Annotated in this window: 19 protein-coding genes and 1 tRNA gene; 2 read left to right on the forward strand and 18 right to left on the reverse strand. The window is 35.6% G+C overall.

The annotated features are described in order from the left end of the window. From WFK35_RS07565 to WFK35_RS07605, 9 genes are all read right to left on the reverse strand, one after another. A partial coding sequence (locus WFK35_RS07565) for an aminopeptidase (protein ID WP_336732122.1) occupies nucleotides 1-2,502 on the reverse strand: 2,502 nt, incomplete at its 3' end. 54 nt (nucleotides 2,503-2,556) lie between these two features. After that, complete coding sequence (pyrF, locus tag WFK35_RS07570) at nucleotides 2,557-3,936, reverse strand: orotidine-5'-phosphate decarboxylase (RefSeq protein WP_336732123.1); 1,380 nt, start codon at nucleotides 3,934-3,936, stop codon at nucleotides 2,557-2,559. Between the two features lie 237 nt (nucleotides 3,937-4,173). Further along, on the reverse strand, nucleotides 4,174-4,521 hold the full coding sequence (locus WFK35_RS07575) for a YkvA family protein (protein WP_336688585.1): 348 nt from the start codon (nucleotides 4,519-4,521) through the stop codon (nucleotides 4,174-4,176). Between the two features lie 85 nt (nucleotides 4,522-4,606). Beyond that, nucleotides 4,607-5,146, reverse strand: a complete 540-nt coding sequence (locus WFK35_RS07580; RefSeq protein ID WP_336732124.1) for a TlpA family protein disulfide reductase — start codon at nucleotides 5,144-5,146, stop codon at nucleotides 4,607-4,609. 14 nt (nucleotides 5,147-5,160) lie between these two features. Beyond that, complete coding sequence (locus WFK35_RS07585) at nucleotides 5,161-5,913, reverse strand: hypothetical protein (RefSeq protein ID WP_336732125.1); 753 nt, start codon at nucleotides 5,911-5,913, stop codon at nucleotides 5,161-5,163. 1 nt (nucleotide 5,914) lies between these two features. Further along, nucleotides 5,915-6,478, reverse strand: coding sequence for a thioredoxin family protein (locus WFK35_RS07590; RefSeq protein ID WP_336732126.1), 564 nt, complete (start codon nucleotides 6,476-6,478; stop codon nucleotides 5,915-5,917). An 18-nt stretch (nucleotides 6,479-6,496) separates the two neighbouring features. Further along, entirely contained in the window at nucleotides 6,497-7,567 is a 1,071-nt protein-coding gene (gene aroC, locus WFK35_RS07595; protein WP_336732127.1) for a chorismate synthase, read from the reverse strand. A gap of 51 nt (nucleotides 7,568-7,618) precedes the next feature. Continuing rightward, entirely contained in the window at nucleotides 7,619-9,253 is a 1,635-nt protein-coding gene (locus WFK35_RS07600) for an LIC_10190 family membrane protein (RefSeq protein WP_336732128.1), read from the reverse strand. Nucleotides 9,254-9,307: 54 nt separating this feature from the next. After that, entirely contained in the window at nucleotides 9,308-9,850 is a 543-nt protein-coding gene (locus WFK35_RS07605; RefSeq protein ID WP_214590830.1) for a YMGG-like glycine zipper-containing protein, read from the reverse strand. A gap of 227 nt (nucleotides 9,851-10,077) precedes the next feature. Here WFK35_RS07605 and WFK35_RS07610 point away from each other — a divergent pair, with 227 nt between their 5' ends. Together WFK35_RS07610 and WFK35_RS07615 are read left to right on the forward strand one after the other, a co-directional pair. After that, nucleotides 10,078-10,512, forward strand: a complete 435-nt coding sequence (locus WFK35_RS07610; RefSeq protein ID WP_336688591.1) for a hypothetical protein — start codon at nucleotides 10,078-10,080, stop codon at nucleotides 10,510-10,512. Between the two features lie 427 nt (nucleotides 10,513-10,939). Then, nucleotides 10,940-15,403 (forward strand): fibronectin type III domain-containing protein, encoded by a 4,464-nt coding sequence (locus tag WFK35_RS07615; RefSeq protein WP_336732130.1) that lies wholly within the window; start codon nucleotides 10,940-10,942, stop codon nucleotides 15,401-15,403. 405 nt (nucleotides 15,404-15,808) lie between these two features. Here the strand turns inward: WFK35_RS07615 and WFK35_RS07620 are convergent, their stop codons facing one another. The 9 genes from WFK35_RS07620 to WFK35_RS07660 form a co-directional block, all read right to left on the reverse strand. Continuing rightward, on the reverse strand, nucleotides 15,809-16,036 hold the full coding sequence (locus WFK35_RS07620; RefSeq protein ID WP_214590827.1) for a hypothetical protein: 228 nt from the start codon (nucleotides 16,034-16,036) through the stop codon (nucleotides 15,809-15,811). 496 nt (nucleotides 16,037-16,532) lie between these two features. Next, nucleotides 16,533-16,606 (reverse strand) — tRNA-Cys (locus WFK35_RS07625). A gap of 56 nt (nucleotides 16,607-16,662) precedes the next feature. After that, entirely contained in the window at nucleotides 16,663-17,172 is a 510-nt protein-coding gene (locus tag WFK35_RS07630; protein ID WP_336732131.1) for an RDD family protein, read from the reverse strand. A 22-nt stretch (nucleotides 17,173-17,194) separates the two neighbouring features. Beyond that, nucleotides 17,195-18,559: a DUF4403 family protein gene (locus WFK35_RS07635; protein WP_336732132.1), complete on the reverse strand. Its 1,365-nt coding sequence runs from the start codon at nucleotides 18,557-18,559 to the stop codon at nucleotides 17,195-17,197. A 28-nt stretch (nucleotides 18,560-18,587) separates the two neighbouring features. Next, complete coding sequence (gene folB / locus WFK35_RS07640; RefSeq protein ID WP_336732133.1) at nucleotides 18,588-18,950, reverse strand: dihydroneopterin aldolase; 363 nt, start codon at nucleotides 18,948-18,950, stop codon at nucleotides 18,588-18,590. 5 nt (nucleotides 18,951-18,955) lie between these two features. Then, nucleotides 18,956-20,257: a threonine synthase gene (thrC, locus tag WFK35_RS07645; RefSeq protein ID WP_336732134.1), complete on the reverse strand. Its 1,302-nt coding sequence runs from the start codon at nucleotides 20,255-20,257 to the stop codon at nucleotides 18,956-18,958. 10 nt (nucleotides 20,258-20,267) lie between these two features. Then, nucleotides 20,268-21,191: a homoserine kinase gene (locus WFK35_RS07650; RefSeq protein ID WP_336732135.1), complete on the reverse strand. Its 924-nt coding sequence runs from the start codon at nucleotides 21,189-21,191 to the stop codon at nucleotides 20,268-20,270. A gap of 10 nt (nucleotides 21,192-21,201) precedes the next feature. Then, nucleotides 21,202-23,646, reverse strand: a complete 2,445-nt coding sequence (gene thrA / locus WFK35_RS07655) for a bifunctional aspartate kinase/homoserine dehydrogenase I (RefSeq protein ID WP_336732137.1) — start codon at nucleotides 23,644-23,646, stop codon at nucleotides 21,202-21,204. Between the two features lie 328 nt (nucleotides 23,647-23,974). Next, nucleotides 23,975-24,418 (reverse strand): quinolinate synthase NadA (locus tag WFK35_RS07660; protein ID WP_336732138.1); only part of this gene is annotated, 444 nt, incomplete at its 5' end.

Consider the following 24,418-nt stretch of genomic DNA (forward strand, 5'->3'; position numbering starts at 1 on the left):
GTCTGCCAAAACATACTGCTGGGAAAGAATTCCTCCTGTCGCACTTTGTCCGAGTAAATTATAGGAAAAAGAATAGTCTGAAACTCTGGAAATCCCGTAATTGAAAGTATTATTTCTTGTATTGTTTTTAATAAAATATCCTGCGAATAAACGTACACTCAATTTTTGTCTTGGTGCAAATTCCCATCGGTAAAAGCCTTCTGCGGTTACTTTATGAAAATCTTCCATCCATTGCGTACTTACGCCCAGACTTTTTTCATGAATACTCTGGCTGTCGTTATAACCATATCCAACACTCCAGAGACTGTATTTGTCATAGTCGTTATTGGCAATCATCAAAGCATTAAGATCTCTTTCAAAATAATTATAAGAAACGCCTAAACTTCTGCTCACCGTACTTCTCGGATTTTTTCGGAAATTTAAATTTGAATAAATGGAAGCTTTTCGGTAGGCAAGATCATAATCATAATGAAAATAAGAACCGGAAACTCCGAAAGTCAGGCTTCGGATAATACTTTCAGCAGGAAGGAAGGAATAAGCAATAGCTCCTGAACCTGTAAGCTTTCCTGTTCCGGTACTGTAAGTCGGAGTAAGTGAATACAGAAACTTCTGATCAAAAAACGACTGGTTTTTAAAGTTAAAACCGATCAGAAATTTATCATAAGTATTGCTGAAACGTACTCTCGGATTGATGTAAATTTCATTGAATTCAGGATTCGGAATATCTTTAATCAGTTTAAGCTTTATTTTCCGCATGTTTGAAAAGAAACCTTTTGCATACAGAAAATTATCTCTGTAATTTGCTTCAGGGAAAATATAATCGTCATTCAGCGTTATTTTATAGGTGTCTAAAGCAGGAACAGAAAAGTTTTTTGACTTTTGATTTTCCTCTGTTTCAACCCAATATTCCGTGGTTTTACCATTTTTTGACGTTGTCTGCAATTTTACCGGAATGTTTTCATCTGTATTTTTATGAATGGTTACATTCAGCGAATCGCCTTCTCTTTTAAATTTTCTCAGCTTAAAATTTACCCTGTTTTTATGCTCAAGAAATTCCGGGAGGTAGGCTGTTCTCTTATCTTTTTCTGCCAATTCTTTTAAGAAATCAGCAGGATTAATCTCTTTATCGGTATTTTTAGCAATGAAATCTTTTACAAGAGTTTCAAAATTTCCGTAACCCATTTTATCGGCAGAATAATTGAAAAGGGTTCCCGTTTCAAAATTACTGATCGCCATATCGTTAAAATTACTCAGGTCAGAATAATTTTCATCGATTTTCTGATCCAGATTCTGAGACATGATGTATTGATATGCCAAACCATATCTCTCAGTCAGTTTTACATCCGAAGCATGAAATAATTTCAAAGGTTTTACACCGAAAATTTTCGTTTCAGGTAAATTTCCCAGCAATTTGGTGTTGGCGTAGAATTTTTTGAGGTACTGAATTTCCAGATAAGATTTCAGTCCGTTTCGGAACCAGTGATGATCCTGTTGGTCGGTAATGATAATTTCATCCAAAACTTTTTTGGCAACAATTCCGAAATAATCAAGATCTGTTTTTTCAGCATCGGTAAAAAGCTGGAATCTGAATTTCCAGAAAGCAATATCATTATTTCCGAAAAAATCTTCTTTACTCCTGAATTTATCTGAAATAAAAATTCTTTCAGGAATCGATCCTATTCTTTCCTTGATAAATTTTAAATGAAGTGGAAGGTAAAATTCCAGACTTTCTTTTTCTTCAGGCTTTAAATTGTAACCGAATTTAATTTCCGTATGAATATCGTTGGTATTGATATTAATGGAAGGATATTCATTTTGTGAAATCAGAAACTCAGGATCAGAATCCAGATAACCGTTGAAAGAATTGATCTGCATTTGTAAAAGGTTACTTTCTACAAAATAATTAACCGGAAGATCAAAGTTTACCCTCCAGAACGTATTGTAACTTACGGTTTCTTCGATATCGGCATAATCTCTTTTGGAAATATTGTCCGGATCAAAGCGATCCGGAACAATAAAGAAATATTTTAAAGCTACATTATTATCAGAAGTTCCATATCCTGTAAATTTCTTATCAGGAAGCTGAATCTGATATTGAAGCTGAAGTTTTACTTTTTCTCCGGGTTTCAGAGCTTCTTTCAAAGGAAGAAAAATATTTTCCTGAGAAGTTTCTGCTACAGGAATTTCTTCACCTGAATTTTTGACCTGTAAATTCAGCAGTTTACCAAGCTCATTTTTTTTGGCAAAATGAAGATCGGTATTTCTGTCTTCCAGCTTTCGGTAGACCAGAGAAGTTCCGCGTCTGTTGTAAGCGGCAACCCAATTCAAAAGCTTAATGGTGTTAAGATCTTTCTCCGAATTATTGAAATACACAATTTCTTCGGTTACATCGAGCATCTTTTTATCCTGAGATAATTTAGCCCCGATATAAATACTATCTTTCTGGGCAGAAACTTCCGCAACACCCAAAAACAAAATAAGACAAATACTGATTCTTTTCAAAATTCCTGATAAAGTATCAAATATAACTTATTTTGCAGAGATTCCGCAAAGATTTTAGTGCTGAACTTCTTTTTTTTCTAAAGAATTTAAATATGCTTTCCAGCCTTCGTTTTTATAAGTCTGGGCTGCCTGTTCTGCATTTTCAGCTTTATAAATTCCTCTTCCTACAATAATGAAATCTGTATGAAGTGTTTTGAAAACGTGTTCCGGAGTATTGTACTGCTGTCCTTTTCCATCCCCCGAATCGGCTAAATTTACACCCGGCGTGAATAATAACATTTCCTCAGGATGCGCATTTTGAGAAACTCCTCCGATAACATTCGGGTGAGATGAAGCTATTTTTAACGCTTCTTCACGATACGCACTTGTTGTTAACGCTCCTTTCGAAGACATTCCGATGATGGCTACAACGCCTACATTTTTGAAGCAGTCTAAAGATTCAAAACCTCCGATTACCTGTGACGTTACAAAATCTGCCCAGTCTGTAATTTTAAAAACACCGCTTGTAAACTGAAGTTCCTGCGTGTTTCCGATGTCTGCAAATTTTCTGTCTTCCATTAACAGGAAATTGTGTTTTGCAGCAAGAGCTTTTAGCGGAGTAATGGTTTTTTCGTATTCAAAATCCGAAATAATATCAATATGAGTTTTTAAAGCAATAATGTGTGGTCCTACTTTTTCAGCTAAATCTAATAATTCCTGAGTTGTGGTAACATCCGCAGAAGCGATTAAATTAGATTGTTTTGCCAAAGCGGTTTCCAGTAACTTTTTGGAAACGGAATGTTGTGCGGCTTCTAATTTCTGTTCGTAAGAAGGTCTTATTTTTTCTTCAAACTGAATATGGTTTCCCTGTAAAAAATCCTGAATTCTCTTTACTTCATCATCCGTAAGCTCGCCGTTTTCACGAAGAATGGTACAGACTTCAGAAATATTGAATAGTGTATGAACTCTGTAGCCACGGCTTTCCAGAAGTTCTTTTCCGCCCTGCTCTCTGTCTAAAACCACAACAATGTCTGCAACTTTGATGTCTTCCTGCTCAACTTCTGCAATGGTTTCAATTAAAGATTTTCCGGAGGTAATGACGTCTTCCACCAAAAGGCAGTTTTGTCCTTTCTGGTAAATTCCTTCGATCAGTTTTTTAGTCCCGTAGTTTTTAGCTTCCTTTCTTTTAATAATTAACGGAATATAGCTTTCCAGAGACATTGCTGTAGCCATCGGAAGTGCTGCATAAGGAACTCCGCAGATCAGATCAAAATTATCCAAAGGAAGCATATCCAGTAAATAATTGGCTAAATTTTTTAAAATTTTCGGATCTGAAGCCAAAGGTCTTAAATCTACATAAAAAGGGCTTTCGATTCCACTTTTCAGGGTAAATCTTCCGAATTTAATGATGCCCAGTTTGTAGCACTCCAAAAAGAATTCTTTTTTACTTTCCATTATTTTTTATTAGATGTTGCAAATTTAAGGAAATGATGTTAAATGTCAATTGTGAATTTTGCTCTGTTTTTTTAACACGAATGACACGAATGTTTTCACGGATAACACAAAAATTAAAAATATAGACATCTTTGAAATCAATAAAATCTGCGAGATTAAAAATTACGATTCACTTTTAACATTTCTCCATAAAAAAACCACTCGTATAACGAATGGCTTTTAATTATTATTTTAAAATTATTTTACAATTTCGGCATCAATTATTTTCGTGGTGCCCGAATTATATTTTTGCTCGGTTTCCCAAAGAAGGAATTTATCTACCTCTTTAATCAGCTTTGGAATTGCCAGTGATAAAACAGCAAGATCATCCAAAACGCCGATCACTGGGACGGCAACTTCCGGCAGAAGATCAATCGGGGAGATCACGTATAACAGTCCCAACAACGGCAGAATAATATCAAGAGATCTCATCGGATATTCTCCTTTTCTCCACATTTTTATCATTCTGAAAATATCAGGAATTTTTTTCACGAAACCTTTATGGTTTATTGCTTCTTTTGCCAGATTCAGTTTAGAATACTTCATTTTGTGTTTAGGTTTAAATAATTTTTTTTTTAACTCTGTAAATTTCGCAAATTCTGTACCAATAATTTACAAAATTTAGTTAAAATTATTTAATAATATTATCTATAAACTGATGGGTAGATTCTGTATTCCAGTCTCTTGAAGCATCTTCCTTAATTAAAATTCGTCCGTCTTTATCGAGCAAATAGGTTGTAGGAAACACTTTCGGAAGGATTTTCTCGGAAATCGGACTTTGCGCAATGTATACAGGAACGTTGTAATTATTCTCTTTCAGAAATTTTCTTACGGCATCCTCTTTATCTTCCATGGCGATTAAAACAAAATTTACATGATCTTTTCTGGTTTCATACAGTTTCTGGATCGAAGGCCATTCTTTTCGGCACGGAGGACACCATGTTCCCCAGAAATTAAGGAAAACCGCTTTTCCTTTAAAAGCTTTAAGATTGGTACTCGGAACATTAATTCCTTTCAAATCGATATCATAATCTTCTTCGCTGATGTGTACCGCGTTTTCAATCGTTGCTACCGGAAAAAATGCTTCCTGCAGTTTCTCCTTTACTCCCGGAATAAATGCGATAACGGCAATAACTGCGATCAGTATAATGTAAATTATATTTTTTTTCATTAAATCTATATTATTTATTTTGTCCCAATATATTGAAAGTAATTATTATTAAGCTGGTAAATCAGAAATTTTTTTGAAACAATACCGTCTTTATTAACAATTGGAATATATAATTTGTTTTTATCAAATGTAATCAGTTTCAGCGGACGTTCCGGTCTGTCTACAACGCTGAAAAAGTCAAAATCAACCTGAATTTTATTGAGAGTTGTTGTTTTTGTTTTAAAAATTTTATCAGAATCAATTAACTGATCTTTTCGGATCGTAAATGCCTGAATTGCCTGAGCTTGATCTTTCGTAGAAAAAATTCCGTTAGAAATAACAAGATAATACATCTGATTATTAAGAGGAACTTTTATAATTTCCGAAATAAAATAAGGAGTATCAGATTGTTCTTTATTATAAATGGTTTTTACTTTTCCATTTGAGGAATATTGAATGATCTGATCAAAACTTTTCATCGTTCCTCCCAATTCTGTATCCCAAACATAAAATCTGAGTTTTTTGTCTTCTGAGGTAATGACGTCTACTTTATTATTCAATTTTTTAAAGTTATACGACAGTGTTTCAGGATTTTCGGAAATGAATTTCTTGAATTCTGCAGAAAAATGTAAAGACTGAGATTCTTTACTGTTGTAGTCTTCATTCTGAGAAAATTTTTCATATTCTTTTGAGAAAAATAATTCTTTATTTTCAAGTTTTGAATTTTGAGCATTCAAAAAATTCGAAATGCATAGAATTACAGCAAAAAATCTGAAAAATTTCGACATATTACAACAATTCTAAAATTTCGTGAACGGCATCTTTTCCTCTGTTCTTCGCATAATACACCTGAAGATCGTTATAGAAATGATCTTTAGTATATACTTCAGGATCAGCTTTGTATTTCATCAGAAGTTCTGTTCCGAATTTCGGACGCGGTCCCCATGAATTTTTAACGTTAAAATCTTTATCCAGAATGATCACTTTCGGGATGGATTCAGTTCCATTGGTTAAAAACTGACTGATTAAACTCTTGTCGCTGTCTCTCAGGAAAATGCGAACCTCATTTTTACCTTCGAAAAATTTAACCAAAGCAGGAACGGTCGCACTTGCATCACCACACCAAACCTCAGAAATAATTAAAATCTTACCATCAAAATTTTTAGATTCTAACTGTTTTAGCTGTTCTTCATCTGCAACATACTTCTTTAAAGTTCTGTCGATTCTCTGAAGTCCAAGTTCGTAATAAGGTTTATAATCTGCTTCCTGCTGATCGGAAGGGTTTTCTAATCTCTGTTTTCCGATTTTCACATACTCTTCGAAAGAGATGCCTTTATCCCAGTAATTTTCCACTATTAAAAGTTATTGTTTTTAAAAATTATTGATGTTTCTTGTTTTGTTGATGAGGAATAAATCTGCCAGAACAAACGCCGCCAGACTTTCCACCACCGGAACTGCTCTTGGAAGAACGCATGGATCATGACGTCCTTTTCCTTCCACAATTGCCGGATTTCCGTATTTATCCACACTTTCCTGAGGTCTTAAAATGGTTGCTACAGGTTTGAAAGCCACACGGAAATAAATATCCATTCCGTTGGAAATTCCACCCTGAATTCCTCCTGAAAGATTGGATTTTGTGGTAAAATCTTCATTGAAAAGATCATTATGTTCTTTCCCGGTCATTTTGGCACCGCAGAAACCGCTTCCGTATTCAAAACCTTTTGCCGCATTAATATTCAGCATGGCTTTTCCTAATTCAGCCTGAAGTTTTGAGAAAACCGGTTCGCCGATTCCTACAGGAACATTTTTAACCACGCAGGTAATCGTCCCGCCAATCGTGTTTCCTTCTTTTTTAATTTCCTTGATTCTTTCGATCATTTTTTCTGCCGTTTCCGCATCCGGACAACGTACTTCATTGCTTTCGGTTTTCGAAAAATCCAAAGCCTGATAAGGTTTTTCACAGAAAATTTCGCCTACGGAAGAAACGTAAGCGTTGATCTCGATATCCGATAAAAACTGTTTTGCTAAAGCTCCGGCAACCACCCAGTTAATAGTTTCTCTTGCAGAAGATTTTCCTCCGCCGCGATAATCTCTCAATCCGTATTTCTGATCATAAGTGAAATCTGCGTGGCTTGGACGATAAGATTCTGCTATATGATCATAATCTTTTGATTTCTGATTTTCGTTTTCGATGATGAAGCCAATCGGAGTTCCGGTTGTTTTTCCTTCGAAAATTCCTGAAAGAAATTTCACCGTATCACTTTCTTTTCTTTGGGTTACGATAGCAGACTGTCCCGGTTTTCTGCGATCCAATTCGTACTGAATTTTATCGAAATCTACCGTTAAACCTGCCGGAAAATTATTTATGATTCCACCGTAAGCCAGACCGTGACTCTCTCCAAATGTTGTAAGACTGAGAAGATTACCTAAAGTATTTAACATACTACAAATTTAAGGCTTTTTCTTCAGATAAAAAGGCTCCGGAGATATGATCTATTTACCAAGCGGATTGATGGTATAAATAACAGATCTTGCCTGTTTCTTTTCTTCATCATTTAGTTTTTTCCAGATAAATCCTTTTTTAAGATCTGTATTATCGATGAGTTGAGGAAATATGCCCGCTTTTTCATCCTGTGAAATGTAGCTTGCGGAAATAGCAGGGATTTTAGAATCGTAATTAAAAGGATAATTAGAAGAAACATTAAAATTTAAATTACCAACCCTGAAAGAATCAAACTTAGTACTTTCATATACGGAAGGTTTGTAGAACTGTTCTTTTTCAAATTTTCCCATGAAGTTTCCGGGATTAAAACTTGGAAAATACGTCTGCAAAATATTCGGAAAAGTTAAAAAGCTAACAAAGATGATGCTTAAACCAGAAAATAAAATAAGAGATTTTTTTTTGTTGAAATAATCAACAAACAGTACAAAGAAAATCACAAAAAAGACATCTATAAAAAATCTGTACTGTGCTGAAAAAAGAAGAACCAAGATACTTTTAATAATAAGCGAGATACAGATAAAAGTAATGATTCTGTTTTTTTTGATGAAGGTAAAAACCGTGAAGATGATTAAACTAACAATAAAAAGTAAATTTATTTTTGCTTTGATTCCATTTAAAAAAATCCAGTTTCTGATGTAATCAATAGCAGAAAATTTCTGAATTTCTTCATACGAATACTGCATATCATATGTTTTCTGAATGGCGAACTGAGAAGATATTTTTAAAACCTCAGAATTGGGTTTCCAGCTTACTCCTAAGTCTATTATTGAAACAGGGAAAACCGGATAACCGAAAGTATACATGTTTTTAACAAAGAACAGGAAGCCGATTAAAATTCCGAAGATCAAATTTTTTAAGTTGGATTTCAAAATAAAAAAAGAGTAAAGAAAACTCAAAACCGGCAGCCAGATCATAGTAGGTTTAATGATAAAAACAAAAACCGAAAAAGCGAATAGGAGAGTGGTCTGCTTATTTCCTCTTAAGATTTCATTTAAAATAATGAGTGAGAAAATAATAACAGGCAAATCCGGACTTGGTGACTGGCAGAACAATAGTAGAACCGGAATAAAGCAAAGCTGAATCCAGCTTTTCTTTTCTATTATATATAAGGTATAAATAATCAGTACAACTGAATTGATTCTTAAAAACGGATCGGTAAAATTGGAAAAGCCCGCCTGGAAAATATGCCAGACCGACATTTGTCCCAACGTGAGATCAAGGTTTGAAATACCTTTTACCAAACCCAATTCTTTCAGCCATTTTATGGTGGGAACATAATATCCGAAATGGTCTAAAATATAAGGGTAAAAAGATCCGCAGTATACAATAATTAATGAAATTGCAGCAATCAGCGAAAAATCTTTTTTTGAAAAAGCGGTAAAATCTTTATAAAGTTTATCCTTAAAAAAATAAATCAATCCTATGGCAATTGTAGAAAATTCTGCATAGCTGTTTAAAGGGATAAAAAAAGCAGCAATTGTCCACAATAAACTTATTCCAAGAATTCCCAAAAATATTTTTCCGGATACGCCTTCCCATAATTTTCCTGAAAAATTTTCTGTAATTTTCCCTATTCCCATTAAAACAGGAATGAGTAAAAGTGTGGAAAGCAAAAGTAGAATCATAAAAAAAGATTGCCTAAAAATAAGCAATCTTTTTTTGTTATCTTGAAAATAAAATTATCTTGGCTGGACTCTTCCGCTTTTTCTGTCCTGCGCTCTACCCAGAGTATAACCTGTAGCACCACCAATTACACCACCAATGGCAGCACCCGCTCCCGGACTTTTCTTATTAACAATTGCTCCCAAAGCGGCTCCTCCTACAGCACCAATAATAGTACCTTTTGCGGCTTCACTCATCCCTTTTTTCTTTGCGGTGGTCTGGGAAGAAGTTCCGTTATTGGCATAAGTCCCGCTGTTGGAAGAAGAACTTCTGCTCGGTCTGTCTCTGTATACTGTACGTGTTTCTCTTATTACCTGCGGTTTAGCATTGGCTGCCGCTGTTTTCGCTTGCTGAACTTCTAAAACACTGTCGGCTTTTTTCTGTGCTTCATAAGCCATTTTTTCTTTTTCAATGGCTAATTTTTGTTTCTCAATTTCCAATTGTCTCATCTGGAACTCCATTTTCTGCTGTTCCAAAGATTGTTGGGCTATCTGGTCGTCTTTTTTACAGGCGGTCAGTAAAAATACAGACATCAGCCCTGTTAATACTATACTTTTCATAACTCAAATTTTTATAAGGATTTTAAGTCAATCCAATTTCGATGTTATTTCTATTTTCAATTATGAAGCCAAAATCCGTTAAGTAATGTTAAAATTTTTAAATGAATCTTAATATTTTGTTGAATTCCTTTATTAATAACGGTTTTGAAATGTAAAAATTTATTGACTTTTACTTAAAAATGGATTAATATGAATTTTTTATATTTGATTTACCAAATTACATTATTATGAAAAATTCAATTGTAAAAGTTGTGCTTTTTGCAGGCGTAATTGCTGCTGTAAGCTCATTTTCGGCATCTAAAAATGATTCTGAAAAAAAACATTCACCTTCTCAATCTGTTGCCCAGACAGAAACTTACCAGATCCGGTTTGGATTGCAGAATCAGAATGGTACTAAAACACTTTCGGGGAGTTATGATCTCGGAAACTTTGTGGCAACCAATACTGTAACCGGAGAAACTTTTGAAACCTATGGCGGTAGCGGAATGCAGTCTTTGCCACAATATTTTGATGGTCTTCCGGAAGGTACTTATACCTTCACAGCAACTCAGGGACAAGGCGGATGGGTAGGATACGGATCTGTAACGGCAGAGGTTTCTGAAGCCAAAGTGGATTCTGATGGATATGTCACTATTTATGTTCCTATCGCATGGGAAGAATAATTTAAAATTTACTTTAAAAATTAGTTTGTGTAGCCTCCTTAATCGGGAGGCTATTTTTAATTTAGCCAACAGAATTTTATTTTATTTACACCGGATTATTATTAAACATGAATTTATTAAGGTCGGAAATTTGTTATAATAAAACAGAAAAGATGACGTTATTAAAAAAATAAATATTCTAAGTTAATGAACTGTATAGTTAAAATTTGATGCGTTTTTTGTAAAAATATTGTAATTTATACTATGTATTATTAAAAAACGCGTTAGATTTGCAGTAAATAATAAATTTCTAGCCTATGGTGAATTTTTTTACTTTTTTTCAATTTTATCACAATTTCAGTTTCTTGGATAGTTCGTATTCAGGAAATAACTTCTTAAACAAAATTTATAATTCTCATATCCTTATAAGGATCTAATATTTATTAATATGAAAAAATATCTATTGTTTTTTTTCTTGGCACTTTCATATATACTGAGTGCGCAGGTAAGTTCTTATAGTTTTTCTCAGTCTACGGGAACCTATACAGATTTGCCGGGTACGGCAACGGTACTGGCAACTGCAACGGGAAGTACAGGAGCAGCCTCTCTGGATAACGTTATTTATCCGGTTACTCTTCCTTTTCCTGTTTCTTTTAACGGAAGTAATTATTCTTCTATTAATGTATCAACAAACGGATTTATTACTTTTGGGGCGACAGCTCCCGGAGCTGGTACTTACAGCCCGATTTCCAGTACGGAAACTTATGCAGGAGCTGTTTCTGCATGGGGTAAAGATTTAAATTCAATTTTTAATATTAATTCTAAGACAGGAAGTATCAGTTGGGCGGTTGTAGGTACAGCTCCTAACAGAGAAATTGTAGTACAGTGGTCAGATTTCAGACCAGCGTACTCAACTTCTACAACAAGTGTTTATACTTTTTCTTTTCAGATCAGGCTTAGAGAGACTACTAATACGATTGCTGTTGTGTACAAAGGCGGAAGTTATCTTATAGGTAATACTTCCGTAAGCGGAACTACTCAGGTAGGATTAAGAGGATCAAGCAATGCCGATTTTAATCACAGACAGAATGCTACCACAGCATTATTTACGGCTTCTGCTTTAGCAACGGCAAATACCGGCAGCCAGTCATTTAATACAACTGTTGCTACTCCGGGAATGCCTTCGGATGGTCTTATCTACACATGGACTCCGCCATCTTGTTTTGGGCCGTCTGGTTTCACTTCTACAGCAGTTACTACTTCCAGTGCTTCTGTAAGTTGGGCGGCAGCATCAACCCCTCCAGCAAACGGTTATGAAATATATTACAGCACTACCACAACTCCTCCCGCAACGCCACAGATTACGGGTATTGCAGGAACTGCAACGAGTTATACAATTCCGGGGTTAGCTGCTAATACAACGTATTACGTATGGATTAAAGCAAAATGCAGTTCAACGGCTCAAAGTTCGTTAATAGGACCTATTACCGTGTATACAGGATATTGTACTCCTACAGGTGGTACGTCTTCTACAACGTATTATTTAAATAATGTTACGACTACAGGCGGATGGACTAACCTTGCTTATACAGCTTCTTCGTATCAGGCTTATGTAAACTCTCCGGGTGTGATATTGAGTTCACCAGGGTTTACAGTGACTACGAATTTGGCTACTTCGGGTGGAAGTACATATTATTACTACGTTTGGGTAGACTGGAATAACGATCTGGATTTTAATGATCCGGGAGAAACGATTCTTGCGACCACTACTTATACATCAACCGCGACCGCGAATATTGTAATTCCTGCAGGACAGGCTGTCGGAAACTACAGAGTTCGTACATCGTCATCATTTATTGGTGCAAATACTTCGTGCGGACCAGCTCCGTATGGAAATTTCGTTGATTTCACTTTATCTGTTGTGGCTCCTCCAACGTGTCTGCCTCCGACTGGTCTTACGATCACTACGGCAACAACATCCAGTGCTACCATACAGTGGACTGTTCCGGCTACACCACCGGCAAACGGTTATGATGTTTATTACAATACTACGGGAGTTGCTCCTACAGCAGCAACAGTTCCTCAATATAGCGGTGTAACGGGACCTAGCCAGCTGATTACCGGTTTGGCTTCAAGTACAACGTATTATGTATGGGTAAGAGCGAAATGCAGCAGTTCAGATATTAGTTATTGGTCAGGACCACGTACGGTTTATACAAATTACTGTGTTCCTACGGGAGGTTCTTCTTCAACAACTTATTATCTGAATAATATTACAACTACAGGTGGGTGGACCAATTTAGCTTATACTGCTTCTTCGTATCAGGCATATGTAAATTCTCCTAGTGTTGTTTTGAGTTCCCCAGGATTTACAGTAACGACCAACTTGGCGACATCCGGTGGAAGTACCTATTTTTATTATGTGTGGGTTGACTGGAATAATGATCTTGACTTTAACGATCCGGGAGAAACTATTTTAGCAACGACTACTTATACTGCAACGGCAACAGCAAATATTGCGATTCCTGCGGGACAGCCGATAGGGAACTACCGAGTTCGTACTTCTTCATCGTTTATTGGTGCAAATAGTGCTTGCGGACCTGCTGCATACGGAAATTATGTAGATTTTACATTATCTGTTGTGGCTCCTCCGACGTGTCTTCCTCCGACTGGTCTTGTGATTGCAAATGCGACAACGTCAAGTGCAACCATACAGTGGACTGTTCCGGCTACACCACCGGCAAACGGTTATGATGTTTATTACAATACTACTGGAGTTGCTCCTACAGCAGCAACTGTTCCTCAGTTCACCGGAGTTCCGGGACCTAGCCAACTGGTATCGGGATTAGCGTCAAGCACAACGTATTATTTTTGGGTAAGAGCAAGATGTAGCAGTTCAGATATTAGTTATTGGTCAGGACCACGTACAGTTTATACAAACTACTGTGTTCCTACAGGAGGTTCTTCATCAACAACTAATTATTTAAAAACGATTACCACTACAAACGGATTTACAAACCTGAACTATACGGCTACTGCTTATAGTGCCTATGTAAACAATTCTGCTACCAGTTTCTCAGTATTACCGGGAGGAGTAGCCAATGTTTCCATGAATGCGGGAACCAGTACTTATTATTATTATATCTGGATCGACTGGAATAATGATTTAGTATTTGATCCGGCTACTGAGCAGGTGTATTATTCCGGAGGTTATATAAATTCTGTTGCTAACGCTCCGATAAGTTCTGTGGGCCGTCCTTCAGGTTCTTACAGAGCAAGATTTGCAGCGTCTTATATCGGTACGGTAACTCCATGCGGACCGGCTCCTTATGGAAATTATGTAGACTTTACATTTATCATTAAGCCTTGTTCTACAACCGCGCCTACGAATGTTTATGTAGATGCTATTGCTCACAATGCAGCTACTGTACACTGGACTCCTTCTCCTGATAACCTGGGTTATAAAGTATACTGGAGAAAGAACGGAACGACACCATGGGTGAATTCCTCAGTTGTAATAGCGCCGCCGGCAACATCTTATACAATAACTACAGGTTTAGATCCGGCTACAAAATATGATGTAATGGTAGTTGCGGTTTGTAACAATACTGAAGGTACTGCTACTCCGGCTGTATTTACCACAAGATGTGATCCTACGCCACCGAGTGTAACGGTAACTAATATTACGACAAACTCTGCATTGGTAACATGGGCTCCAATTGTATCAAGTGCTACGTATGTAATCAGATACAGAATTGTAGGTACAGCAACATGGGCTACGGTGAATATCACTGCACCTCCTTTAAATACATATCCACTTACCGGATTAACTCCGTACACTACATATGAAGTACAGGTGGCGAATATCTGTAATGGAGAAACCACTATTAACACTTGGTCTAATCCTAAAGTATTTACTACGGAAAGAACGTGTCAGTTACCTCCTCCGGGACTTACCATTACAGCGATTACTCCAACTACGGCGCAGGTAACATGGGATCCTTTCCCGGGTGCTACTTATATCTTAAGATACAGAAAAGTAGGTATTCCGAGCTGGACAATGGTACCATCGAATACCAATACGATTACTCTTACAGGTTTATTGGAACTGACTAAATATGAAATGCAGGTAGCAAACGTTTGTAGCGGAACTCCGGGTACATATACACTGCCTTATTTCTTCACGACGCCAACAATTGTTTACTGTCAGATGGCATCTACCGGAACAACAACTTCAGAGTATATCTCTAAAGTAACGGTAACGCCAAATGGTAAACCTCAGATGACGAATACTTCCGTAGGATCTAATTATACAGATTATACAGGAGTTACAAATAAGTTTATTGAACTGATTCAGGGGTCTTCCGATAATAAAATTGTAATTGATAAAAAACTGTCAGGAAACAATAAAGCGGGAGTTGCAGTATGGATCGATTTCAACAGAAACGGATACTTTGATATTAATGAAAGAATTCTTGCTGACGGACCAAACAGTAATCCTACTGCGAGCACTACATTTACGGTACCTGCAGATGCATTCATCAGTCTGGTAGACTACAAATATGTAGTGATGAGAGTAGCAATGGGCAAAGATGTTATTCCTGTAAATTGTACCAACTTCCCGAATGGAGAAGTAGAAGATTACACGGTAAGAATTTCTAAGCTTCCTGTTGCTAACCCGATTAATCAGACAGATATATTAATCTATCCGAACCCTGTGAGTTCTGTACTGAATGTTAAGAATATTAGCAGCAGAGCGAATTATAAGATTTATAATTCAGCAGGACAGGTGGTATCAACGGGAGTTATCTTAAACAACAAAATTGATGTTCATGCATTAATTAATGGAGTTTATGTAATCGATATTGAAGATTCTAAAGGAACTGTACAGAAAAAGTTCATTAAGGAATAACAATAATTAATAGTTTACACACCAAATAAGCCCTCAGCAATGGGGGCTTATTTTTTTTATTTCTTAATAAGTGTTAAAACTTATATTGTTAAAAGAATAAGAGAATTGAGTAATGTTTAATTTGCTATATGTCTGCAACCGCAGCAATAAAAGGGGAGTGAGTTGAACATTAAAGAAAATATATCCTTTTATAAGGATATTAACAGTTTTTTAATCTTTGATAAAAATTGTTAATTGATGGAATTAATATTCGATATAGATGTATGTAAAACTAACATTTCATAAATTTGCAGTCACTCATGTTTAATTTGAGTTTTCATGGTTATTAGTTTTTATCCTCGTAGAAATACGGGGATTTTTTGTTTTTGCGGAAAATATAGCAATAGAGAAGGGAAAACGGAAGCTTTAGTTTTGGTTTTTGGCAAATAAAAATACTTTAAACCTATCATTACTGCTGTATCTCTTACAGCTCTCATCCATAAACGAATCGGGAGATTTTTTAAACTCTTCAATGTATTTAAGACCTTCTTCGTCGATACTTGGAATAATAATATAATCATACAGCGTTTTTGTAAACTCGCTGGAATTTTTTAAAATGTTTTTCTTGTGTTTTAATGCTTCGTTGAATGTCATGATTTTAGTTTACGCAAATTTAATCATTATTTAGTGAAAAATATAATCTTTTATACAACAATTTTTATTATGTAATATCTATAAACTTAAAAAATATAATATGTAAATAGTTTAGGTTTAGTGTTTTATAGTTTTTTTGTTGCCAGTTATTGGAATTATTTATATGACTGGAATCATAAAATGGAGAACATATTATAATTAATTTTAGAAATATAACATATAAATGTTTTAGTATCTCAGTAAGTTTGCCTCCCGTTTGCGGGAGGTTTTTGTATTATGATTCTGGTCATACTCATTTAGAAAGGCTTTATTGTAGTTTTACACATTCAATTTCCATTCGTTTTTAAACAGTTTTTTAAACTTCTCAGTTTGTTCTGGGAAGTTTTTTGTTTTCGAATGTGAAAATCTAAATAATGAATTGTCGGGAAAAAGTCGGGAAAAACACTAAATAAAAAAAACCCTAAAACATTGTATATGAATGAGTTAGGGTTTTGTTTGGAGGTACCTAGCGGATTCGAACCGCTGTAGATGGTGTTGCAGACCACTGCCTAGCCGCTCGGCCAAAGTACCATTTACCATTTTTGAGGTGTGCAAATATAGTAAAATTTATTTTCGAACAAAAATTTTTAAGCAATTTCTTTCGTGCCAATGCTCTCTATTTCGCTTTTTGCCTGTCTTTCAGTCTCATAATTTTTGGTATGAATTACCCTTGTATCGCTCCAACTGTCGTGCCATCCGTTTTCCCCAAGAAATGACAGTGCATCAAAAGGGACAAGTCTGGAAATATTTCGTATAAAATAATCCTGTAAAGTCGGAGAGGTGCCGTCCGTCATAATAACTTTCGTTCCTGTAATGTATTTTCCTACTGTTTTTCCGTTTGTAAAATATTCCATAAGGAAAGCATACAGAAAATATATAAACGAAGTAAGAATAATATCAGCAAGACGCCCAATTTGGGATAGTTTATAAATCATTGGAGTGAAATAATACATTCCAAAAATGTTATCAATGAAAACAACGGCAATACCGAGAAGGAAAAAGAACAAATTAATCACCAGCTTGTCGATAAAAAGATTCGCAAATCTTTGCCATTTCGTTGCTCTGTGGGTATCCACAATTTTAAGGTACTTTCTCATGTGTATTAGTTTTTTATAAATTTTAAATTCCTGTTAGTGTTAATTTTAAAGTGGCTTTGGTATCAATAACGGCAGTAATTCCGTAAGGATTGAGGAGGATTTTACTTGGTTTTAGGCTGAATACTTTTCCGTTCATTTTTAAACCTTTATAATATTCTTTATTGAATGCTTCTTCGATGCTTTTCTTTGAACTGTTTTCCAGTTCCTGAGTAGGTATTCCGTATTCTTCTTCGATCATTTTTACGATTCTTCCTCTGAAGAGCAGTGTCGCTGTTTTCTGTAGAATATTGGCTGTTTTCAGGTTGAATTTTGTATTGGACAGTACAATTTTCTTTTTCGTTTCATCATACACAGGAATTCCGGAAATAAACGCTTTTCCGTTTACATAGCCTTCGGTTTCTGCCTCTATCATTACCTTATCATCAACGCCGTATACTTTAATATCTTTAATTTTTACAGATGAACCTCTTACTTCATATTCCTTATTCAAAAACATATTTCTCGCAATGCTGGTCGCTTCCGTGAACGGAATATTAGCGGTGGTCTGAAGCAGGAACTGGTTTCCCAAACTAGAAATAAATGTAAAGTTTGGAGCCGATTTTATAGGCGGTGTTGAAGCAGGCTGACTTCCTGTAAAAGTTTCAGAAAAAACATCAATCCCGATCGTAGTATCAATCTGATTGGCATAAAACTTTAGCGGTGTCATATTTACCTTTACCGGAGAAACTTTCAGCCAGGTTTTGTATTCTTCAGAAATATTAAAAGGCTGTGAAAATGCATTCCAAGCCATTACTGAATATTGCTGAAAATTAAGCTGTGCTGCCATTTGGCTGTCGATGGTTTTACAGAATTTCTGCTGTTGTTCCACCAGACTTTTTTCAACCAGAGAAGTAATCGGGATTTTAATTTTACCATAATCCAGAACAGGCTGTGTTACCCATCGGAAACCGTTGGGTTTTGTGCTGGTCGTAATAATCCAGTTATTCTGGAAATTTAATGCTGCATTAAAAGACATCACCGTTTCAAAAGTGGTGTTCTGGTATGTATAAAGTCCCAGCGTACCAATGCCTTTTTCTGCCCAGATTTTTAAAGGAACTTCGATCAGTATATTCTGATTGGTTCCTCCCACGAGCCGGATAGGACGGGTTTTCCAGACTTTTACCTTAAACTGGTCATTATTATTATCGGTATAAGAATCGTCCTGATAAATGAGATCTTTTACCGATGCATTAATCAGATTGCTGATCTCTGAAAGCGGAATGCTCACAGGCATCGTAATATTAGACCGCACTTTCGGAAAATTATAGTCAGGAATTTCCGTGCTGATATTCGTCTGCCCGAAAATACCCGTACAAAACAGAAGAAATGCTATTTTTACAACTTTCAATTGTGTTATTTTTTTAATAAATTTTAGTTTAAGGCTTAAAACTTTTTTCAAGTTCTATACTTGCGCCCGTCATTTCCCCTTTCATTGGCGGAGCTGTTTTGGTAATTTTTAATTTAATATAATCTACCTGCGGAAATCTTTCATGTATTGCAAAAATAATTCTTCCTGCTACATGTTCCAGCAATTTAGACTTTATTTTCATTTCATTATGAATGATATCATTGATGTCTGCGTAACTGATCGTATCTTTCAGATCATCAGAAGCTACTGCATTCCAGAGGTCAGTATGAAGTTCTGCATTTACAATATAATAGGTACCAACAATATTTTCTTCCGGAAGAACACCGTGGTAAGCATATATTTTTACATTTTCTAAATAAATCCTGCTCATAACTCTTAAATTTCTGTAAGCAAAAATCGTTTTAATTCTGCAAAATCGGGACTAATTTCAAGACTTTTTTTCTCTTTTTTTATTAATAATTCTAAAGACTCGGGTAAATCTACTGGAGTCTGAATGGCTTTTTCTACTGCCTGAGGAAATTTTACGGGATGAGCGGTTCCTAGAATAAAGCCCTTTTTAGGATTGTCTTCAAAGTGTTTTTCCATAGCAGCATACGCAACTGCAGCATGAGGATCGAGCAGATGATTGTATTTTTCATACACATTTTTAATTGCAGCTAATGTTTTTTCATCATCCACAGAATATCCTGAAATCATATCCGTTACATCCTGAAACTTATTCCCGAAAAGCGTTAAAATTCTCACGAAATTACTCGGATTTCCTACGTCCATTGCATTAGAAAGTGTAGCTACCGTTTCTTTTATCTTTAGTTTTTCTGTTTCTAAATAGCTGGGAATAACATCATTTTCGTTGCATGCCGCAATAAAATGTTCAACAGGAAGTCCCCGGAAATAAGCTAAAATTCCGGCACACAGATTACCAAAGTTTCCGCTTGGGACGGAAATAACAGGCTTCTCTTTTTCTGTTTTTTTCCATTGCTTCAGGGCGAGCAGATAATAAATTTGCTGGGGAAGCCATCTTGCGACATTTATGGAATTGGCAGATGTTAAAAATAATTTTGAATTAATTTCTGAATCCGAGAAAGCCTGTTTTACTAAATTCTGGCAATCATCAAAGCTGCCGTCAACTTCTAAAGCAGAAATGTTTTCGCCAAGTGCCGTTAACTGCTTTTCCTGAACTTCGCTTACCCTATTTTTTGGGTAAAGAATAACCACATTAATATTTTCAGTTTTATAAAATCCATTCGCAACGGCTCCTCCCGTATCTCCGGATGTAGCCACCAAAACGGTTACTTTTTTATTCTCACTTTTCAGGAAATAAGACAGACAGCGGCTCATAAATCGGGCTCCCACATCTTTAAAGGCTAAAGTTGGACCATGAAAAAGTTCTAAAGAATAGATGTTTTCATTGATTTTTTTCAACGGAATTTCAAAATTGATGGTTTCCGAAACGATTTCTTTTAAAACCTCTGAAGGAATTTCGTCACCCACAAAATCTTTCATGCATCGGTAGGCAATTTCTTCATCGCTGTAAAGATCTAAATTTTCAATAAAATCTTTTTCAAATAATGGGATATATTCTGGGAAAAACAGTCCTTTTTCTTTTCCCTGTCCTTTTATGGTAGCTGTTTTGAAATCAACAACTTCTTCTTTATCTTTTAAATTGTAATACTTCATATGCTGATTTTTATTCTTCAATAATTTCTATTCCTTTAGGATTTACTTTAGAGACATACGCGAAACTTTCAATGTTGATTGTACGGTAAACAGATTTCATCATTTCTGCTATTTCGTATGAAATTTTTTCGTTTTCGGAAAGCATAAAAACGGAAGGTCCGGAACCTGAAATACCTCCGCCTAAAGCACCTAAACCGAGACTTTTTTCTTTAATTTCATTAAATTTAGGAATCAGGAGACTTCTTACGGGTTCTACGATAACATCCTTTAAACTTCTTCCGATCAGTCCGAAATCATTGTTCTGAATTCCGGCAACCAGACCTGCAATATTTCCCCATTGCTCTATGGCATCCTTCAGAAGAATATTTTTCTTCAGAATCTGTCTTGCATCAGAAGTTTTTACTTCAATCTGCGGATGAACCGCTGTTACAAATAAGTCCGGAGAATTCAGCGGAATAATATCAATGGGATTTGAAGATTTGATTAATGTTATCCCACCAAAAATACAGGGTGTAATATTGTCTGCATGTTTCACCCCTGAAGCTAATTCTTCACCAAACATGGCAAAATAAATCATTTCCTCTTTAGAAAGAATATTTCCCAGCAGACAGTTGGCTCCAAAAGCGGCTCCTGCTGCACTTGCCGCACTGGAACCCAATCCGCTTCCGGGTTTTATCTTTTTATGGATGATTACTTCAAAGCCGTTTTTAAGATGTAATTCCTCCTGAATTTTCAACAAAACTTTTCCGGCAACATTTTCTGAAGTTTCTTCCGGCAGTCCGAAATCGTCTGTGTGTCTGATAATGATTTCAGAGGTTTCCAGCAGTTTCAGTTCCATTACATCAAACGGTTCATGGATTGCCATTCCTAAAATATCGAATCCGCAAACCAGATTGGCAATGGTAGCCGGAACTTTTAATTTAACTTTTTTCATAATCTAACTTTTAAACTGAACGGAGAATATCTGCGAAAACACCACTTGCTGTAACTTCTGCACCGGCTCCGGCTCCTTTTACAACAAGAGGCTGTTCATAATACCTCAACGTTTTGAAAATTACAATATTATCTTTTCCATACAGGTGAAAAAGATCGCTTTCCGGAGCAATATGTTTCAGTCCTACTTTTGCTTTTCCCTCTTTAAATTCAGCAACATATTTTAAAATTTTGCCTTTACTTTTTGCTTCCTCCAAAAGATTCCTGAAATGATCTTCATATTTGAAAAGTGCATCATAAAAGTCGTTTACGCTTCCTTTCATGCATTCTTCAGGAAGGAAACTTTCATTTTCAACAGCAGTAAATTCAATTGGATATCCTGCTTCTCTGGCAAGAATGATAATTTTTCTGGCAACATCAGTTCCCGCCAAATCGAGTCGGGGATCGGGTTCTGTGTAACCTTCTTTTTGAGCCTGAGCTACAATTTCAGAAAATGTTCTGCTTCCGTCGTAATTATTGAATACAAAATTTAAAGTTCCGCTGAGAACCGCCTGAATAGAAGTAATTTTATCACCGCTTCGGATAAGATCATTAATTGTTCCGATAATTGGTAATCCTGCTCCCACATTGGTTTCAAACAAAAATTGACAGCTATGGTTTCTGGCTGTATTTTTTAAATTTTTATAATTTTCAAAGTCAGAAGAGGCGGCAATCTTATTACACGCAACAATATTTACACTTTTCTTCAGAAGTTGTTCATAGATATTCGGAACTTCGGAACTCGCGGTAACATCTACGAAAACAGAGTTTCTTAGATTTCTGGAAATAATTTCCTGTGCAAATTTTTCCGCAGAAGCTTCCTGTCCATTTTGATCGAAGCTAGTAAATTCATTTTCTGAAATCCCTTTGTCTGAGAAAATCATCTTACGGCTGTTGGACAGTCCTGCAATTCTTAAATTAACTGAAAGATGTTCTTTAAGATATTCGTTCTGGCTATAGATCTGCTGAATTAACTTCATTCCCACATTTCCTGTTCCGGAAATGTAGAGGTGTACCTGTTTAATTTCGGATTCAAAAAATTCTTCATGTAAAACATTAACCGCTTTTGTAATATCTTTTTCTGAAATAACAATGCTGATATTTTTTTCTGATGATCCCTGAGCAATTGCTCTGATATTGATGCCGTTATTTCCCAGACAACCGAACATTTTGGCACTCACACCGCTTCTGCTTTTCATGTTTTCTCCCACCAAAGCAACAATGGCAAGATCTGTTTCTATTTTTACGGGATCAATTCTTTTGAGTTTCAAATCATCTTCAAAAGCAGAATCAATGGCACTTTTTGCCTTTAATATGTCCTTTTCACTGATTGCAATTGTAATAGAGTGTTCTGAAGAACTTTGGGTAATTAAAATGACATTAATTTTCTCCTGACTCAGACACTGGAATAGTTTTGCGGAAACTCCGGGAATGCCTATCATTCCGCTTCCTTCTACAGTAAGCAGAGCAACGTGGCTCATATTGGATACACCGACAGCAATTTGTTCATTTTCAAAATGAGATTTTTTTACATGATGAGAAATTAATGTTCCCTGAGCTTCCGGATCGAAAGTATTTTTGATTCGCAGGTTGATATTTTTCACCATTACCGGCTGAATGGTGGGAGGATACAAAACTTTTGCCCCAAAATGAGAAAGTTCCATCGCTTCAGAATATGAAATTTCAGCAATAGGTTTTGCATTGGAAACCAATCGCGGATCTGAAGTCATCATTCCGCTTACATCAGTCCAGATCTCAAGTTCATCTGCATGGAGAACAGAAGCAATGATTGACGCCGTGTAATCTGAACCGCCTCTTCCTAATGTTGTGGCATTTTCTTTTGCATCTTTTGCAATGAATCCCGGAGTGATAATAATCTGATTTTTATTTTCATTCAGAAATTGGCTGAGATTATTTTCTGTGGCTTCAAAATTTACTTTTGCATTGGTGAAATTACTGTCTGTAACGATGTGAGAATCCATCCAGCAAGCATCCGAACCATTTGATTTCAGTCTGGCTGTAATAATATTTGAAGAAAGAAATTCGCCATATGACGTAATTTTATCTTTGATTCTGTCTGTAAACTCTTTCAATATAAAAATGCTGTTACAGATGTCCTCAATATCATTAAAATGTTTTTTTACGAAACTGAGCCATGAACTTTGTTCTGAAAAAGGAATCAGGTCTTTAATGAGATCTAAATGTTTTTCTTCCAGGTTTTTAAGAATTTGAAGATAATTTTCATTATTGTGGGAAGCGGCTTCTGCAGCCTTTATCAATTGATCTGTAACACCGTGAAGTGCTGAAACAACAACGATGATTCCGTTTTTCTGAGATTCTTTTTTAATAATGTTTTCTACCAACATTATATTTTGTGAATGGGCAACTGAAGTTCCCCCGAATTTTAAAACTTTCATTATTTGTTTTTTGATTATAGAAAATTGAATTTTACTCTTTAGAAAAAAGAGTACGCAGACTTATAATGATATGTGAAAATGTACCCCGTTATGGGGTAGTTGTAGTTGTAGTTGTAGTAGCAATAATAGAAACAAAAGATACTTCCGAAATTGAGAAAATCGGAGTGGAAATATCAGATATGTATATTAAAAAATTCATTGCTGTATGAACAAATGTACAAATTTTTTTTAAATCTGAAATTAAATAAGCTTTTATTTTGAATTTAATATAAACAATGCTTTCCTTATTATTACCAACAAAAAAGCACTGCTAAAACAGTGCTTTTATTTATTTTATACTTTTAGAAAGATCAAGCATCGCTTCAATAGGTTTTAAAGCTCTTAATCTTAAATCTTCATCGATGATAATTTCAGGAAGCTCATATTTCATACATAAATATAATTTTTCCATGGTATTACGCTTCATGTAGAAACATTCCGAGCAGTTACAGCTTTCATCAAAAACCAAAGCAGGAATTAGTTCCTTGTGAGGAGCACGTTTTTTCATTTCGTGAAGAATTCCTTCTTCTGTAGCGATGATGAATTTCTGACAGTCATCTTTTTCAACATAATTCAGAAGGGCAGAAGTAGAACCTATAAAATGAGCCAGCTTTAAAACCGCTTCTTCACTTTCAGGGTGTGCAATTAATTTTGCATCCGGATTATCTGCCAGTTGTTTTGCAATTCTTTCCATAGAAAATGCTTCGTGAACGATGCAGCTTCCGTCCCAAAG

Origin of the sequence: Chryseobacterium sp. VD8, assembly GCF_037149975.1 — a bacterium.
In the GTDB taxonomy this organism is placed as follows: domain Bacteria; phylum Bacteroidota; class Bacteroidia; order Flavobacteriales; family Weeksellaceae; genus Chryseobacterium; species Chryseobacterium indicum.

What these genes read in the sequence shown, in the direction of transcription:
- pyrF (WP_336732123.1), bottom strand. Translation starts at nt 3,936, where the DNA reads ATGGAAAGTAAAAAAGAATTCTTTTTGGAGTGCTACAAACTGGGCATC.
- WFK35_RS07575 (WP_336688585.1), bottom strand. Translation starts at nt 4,521, where the DNA reads ATGAAGTATTCTAAACTGAATCTGGCAAAAGAAGCAATAAACCATAAA.
- WFK35_RS07580 (WP_336732124.1), bottom strand. Translation starts at nt 5,146, where the DNA reads ATGAAAAAAAATATAATTTACATTATACTGATCGCAGTTATTGCCGTT.
- WFK35_RS07585 (WP_336732125.1), bottom strand. Translation starts at nt 5,913, where the DNA reads ATGTCGAAATTTTTCAGATTTTTTGCTGTAATTCTATGCATTTCGAAT.
- aroC (WP_336732127.1), bottom strand. Translation starts at nt 7,567, where the DNA reads ATGTTAAATACTTTAGGTAATCTTCTCAGTCTTACAACATTTGGAGAG.
- WFK35_RS07600 (WP_336732128.1), bottom strand. Translation starts at nt 9,253, where the DNA reads ATGATTCTACTTTTGCTTTCCACACTTTTACTCATTCCTGTTTTAATG.
- WFK35_RS07605 (WP_214590830.1), bottom strand. Translation starts at nt 9,850, where the DNA reads ATGAAAAGTATAGTATTAACAGGGCTGATGTCTGTATTTTTACTGACC.
- WFK35_RS07610 (WP_336688591.1), top strand. Translation starts at nt 10,078, where the DNA reads ATGAAAAATTCAATTGTAAAAGTTGTGCTTTTTGCAGGCGTAATTGCT.
- WFK35_RS07615 (WP_336732130.1), top strand. Translation starts at nt 10,940, where the DNA reads ATGAAAAAATATCTATTGTTTTTTTTCTTGGCACTTTCATATATACTG.
- WFK35_RS07620 (WP_214590827.1), bottom strand. Translation starts at nt 16,036, where the DNA reads ATGACATTCAACGAAGCATTAAAACACAAGAAAAACATTTTAAAAAAT.
- WFK35_RS07630 (WP_336732131.1), bottom strand. Translation starts at nt 17,172, where the DNA reads ATGAGAAAGTACCTTAAAATTGTGGATACCCACAGAGCAACGAAATGG.
- folB (WP_336732133.1), bottom strand. Translation starts at nt 18,950, where the DNA reads ATGAGCAGGATTTATTTAGAAAATGTAAAAATATATGCTTACCACGGT.
- thrC (WP_336732134.1), bottom strand. Translation starts at nt 20,257, where the DNA reads ATGAAGTATTACAATTTAAAAGATAAAGAAGAAGTTGTTGATTTCAAA.
- WFK35_RS07650 (WP_336732135.1), bottom strand. Translation starts at nt 21,191, where the DNA reads ATGAAAAAAGTTAAATTAAAAGTTCCGGCTACCATTGCCAATCTGGTT.
- thrA (WP_336732137.1), bottom strand. Translation starts at nt 23,646, where the DNA reads ATGAAAGTTTTAAAATTCGGGGGAACTTCAGTTGCCCATTCACAAAAT.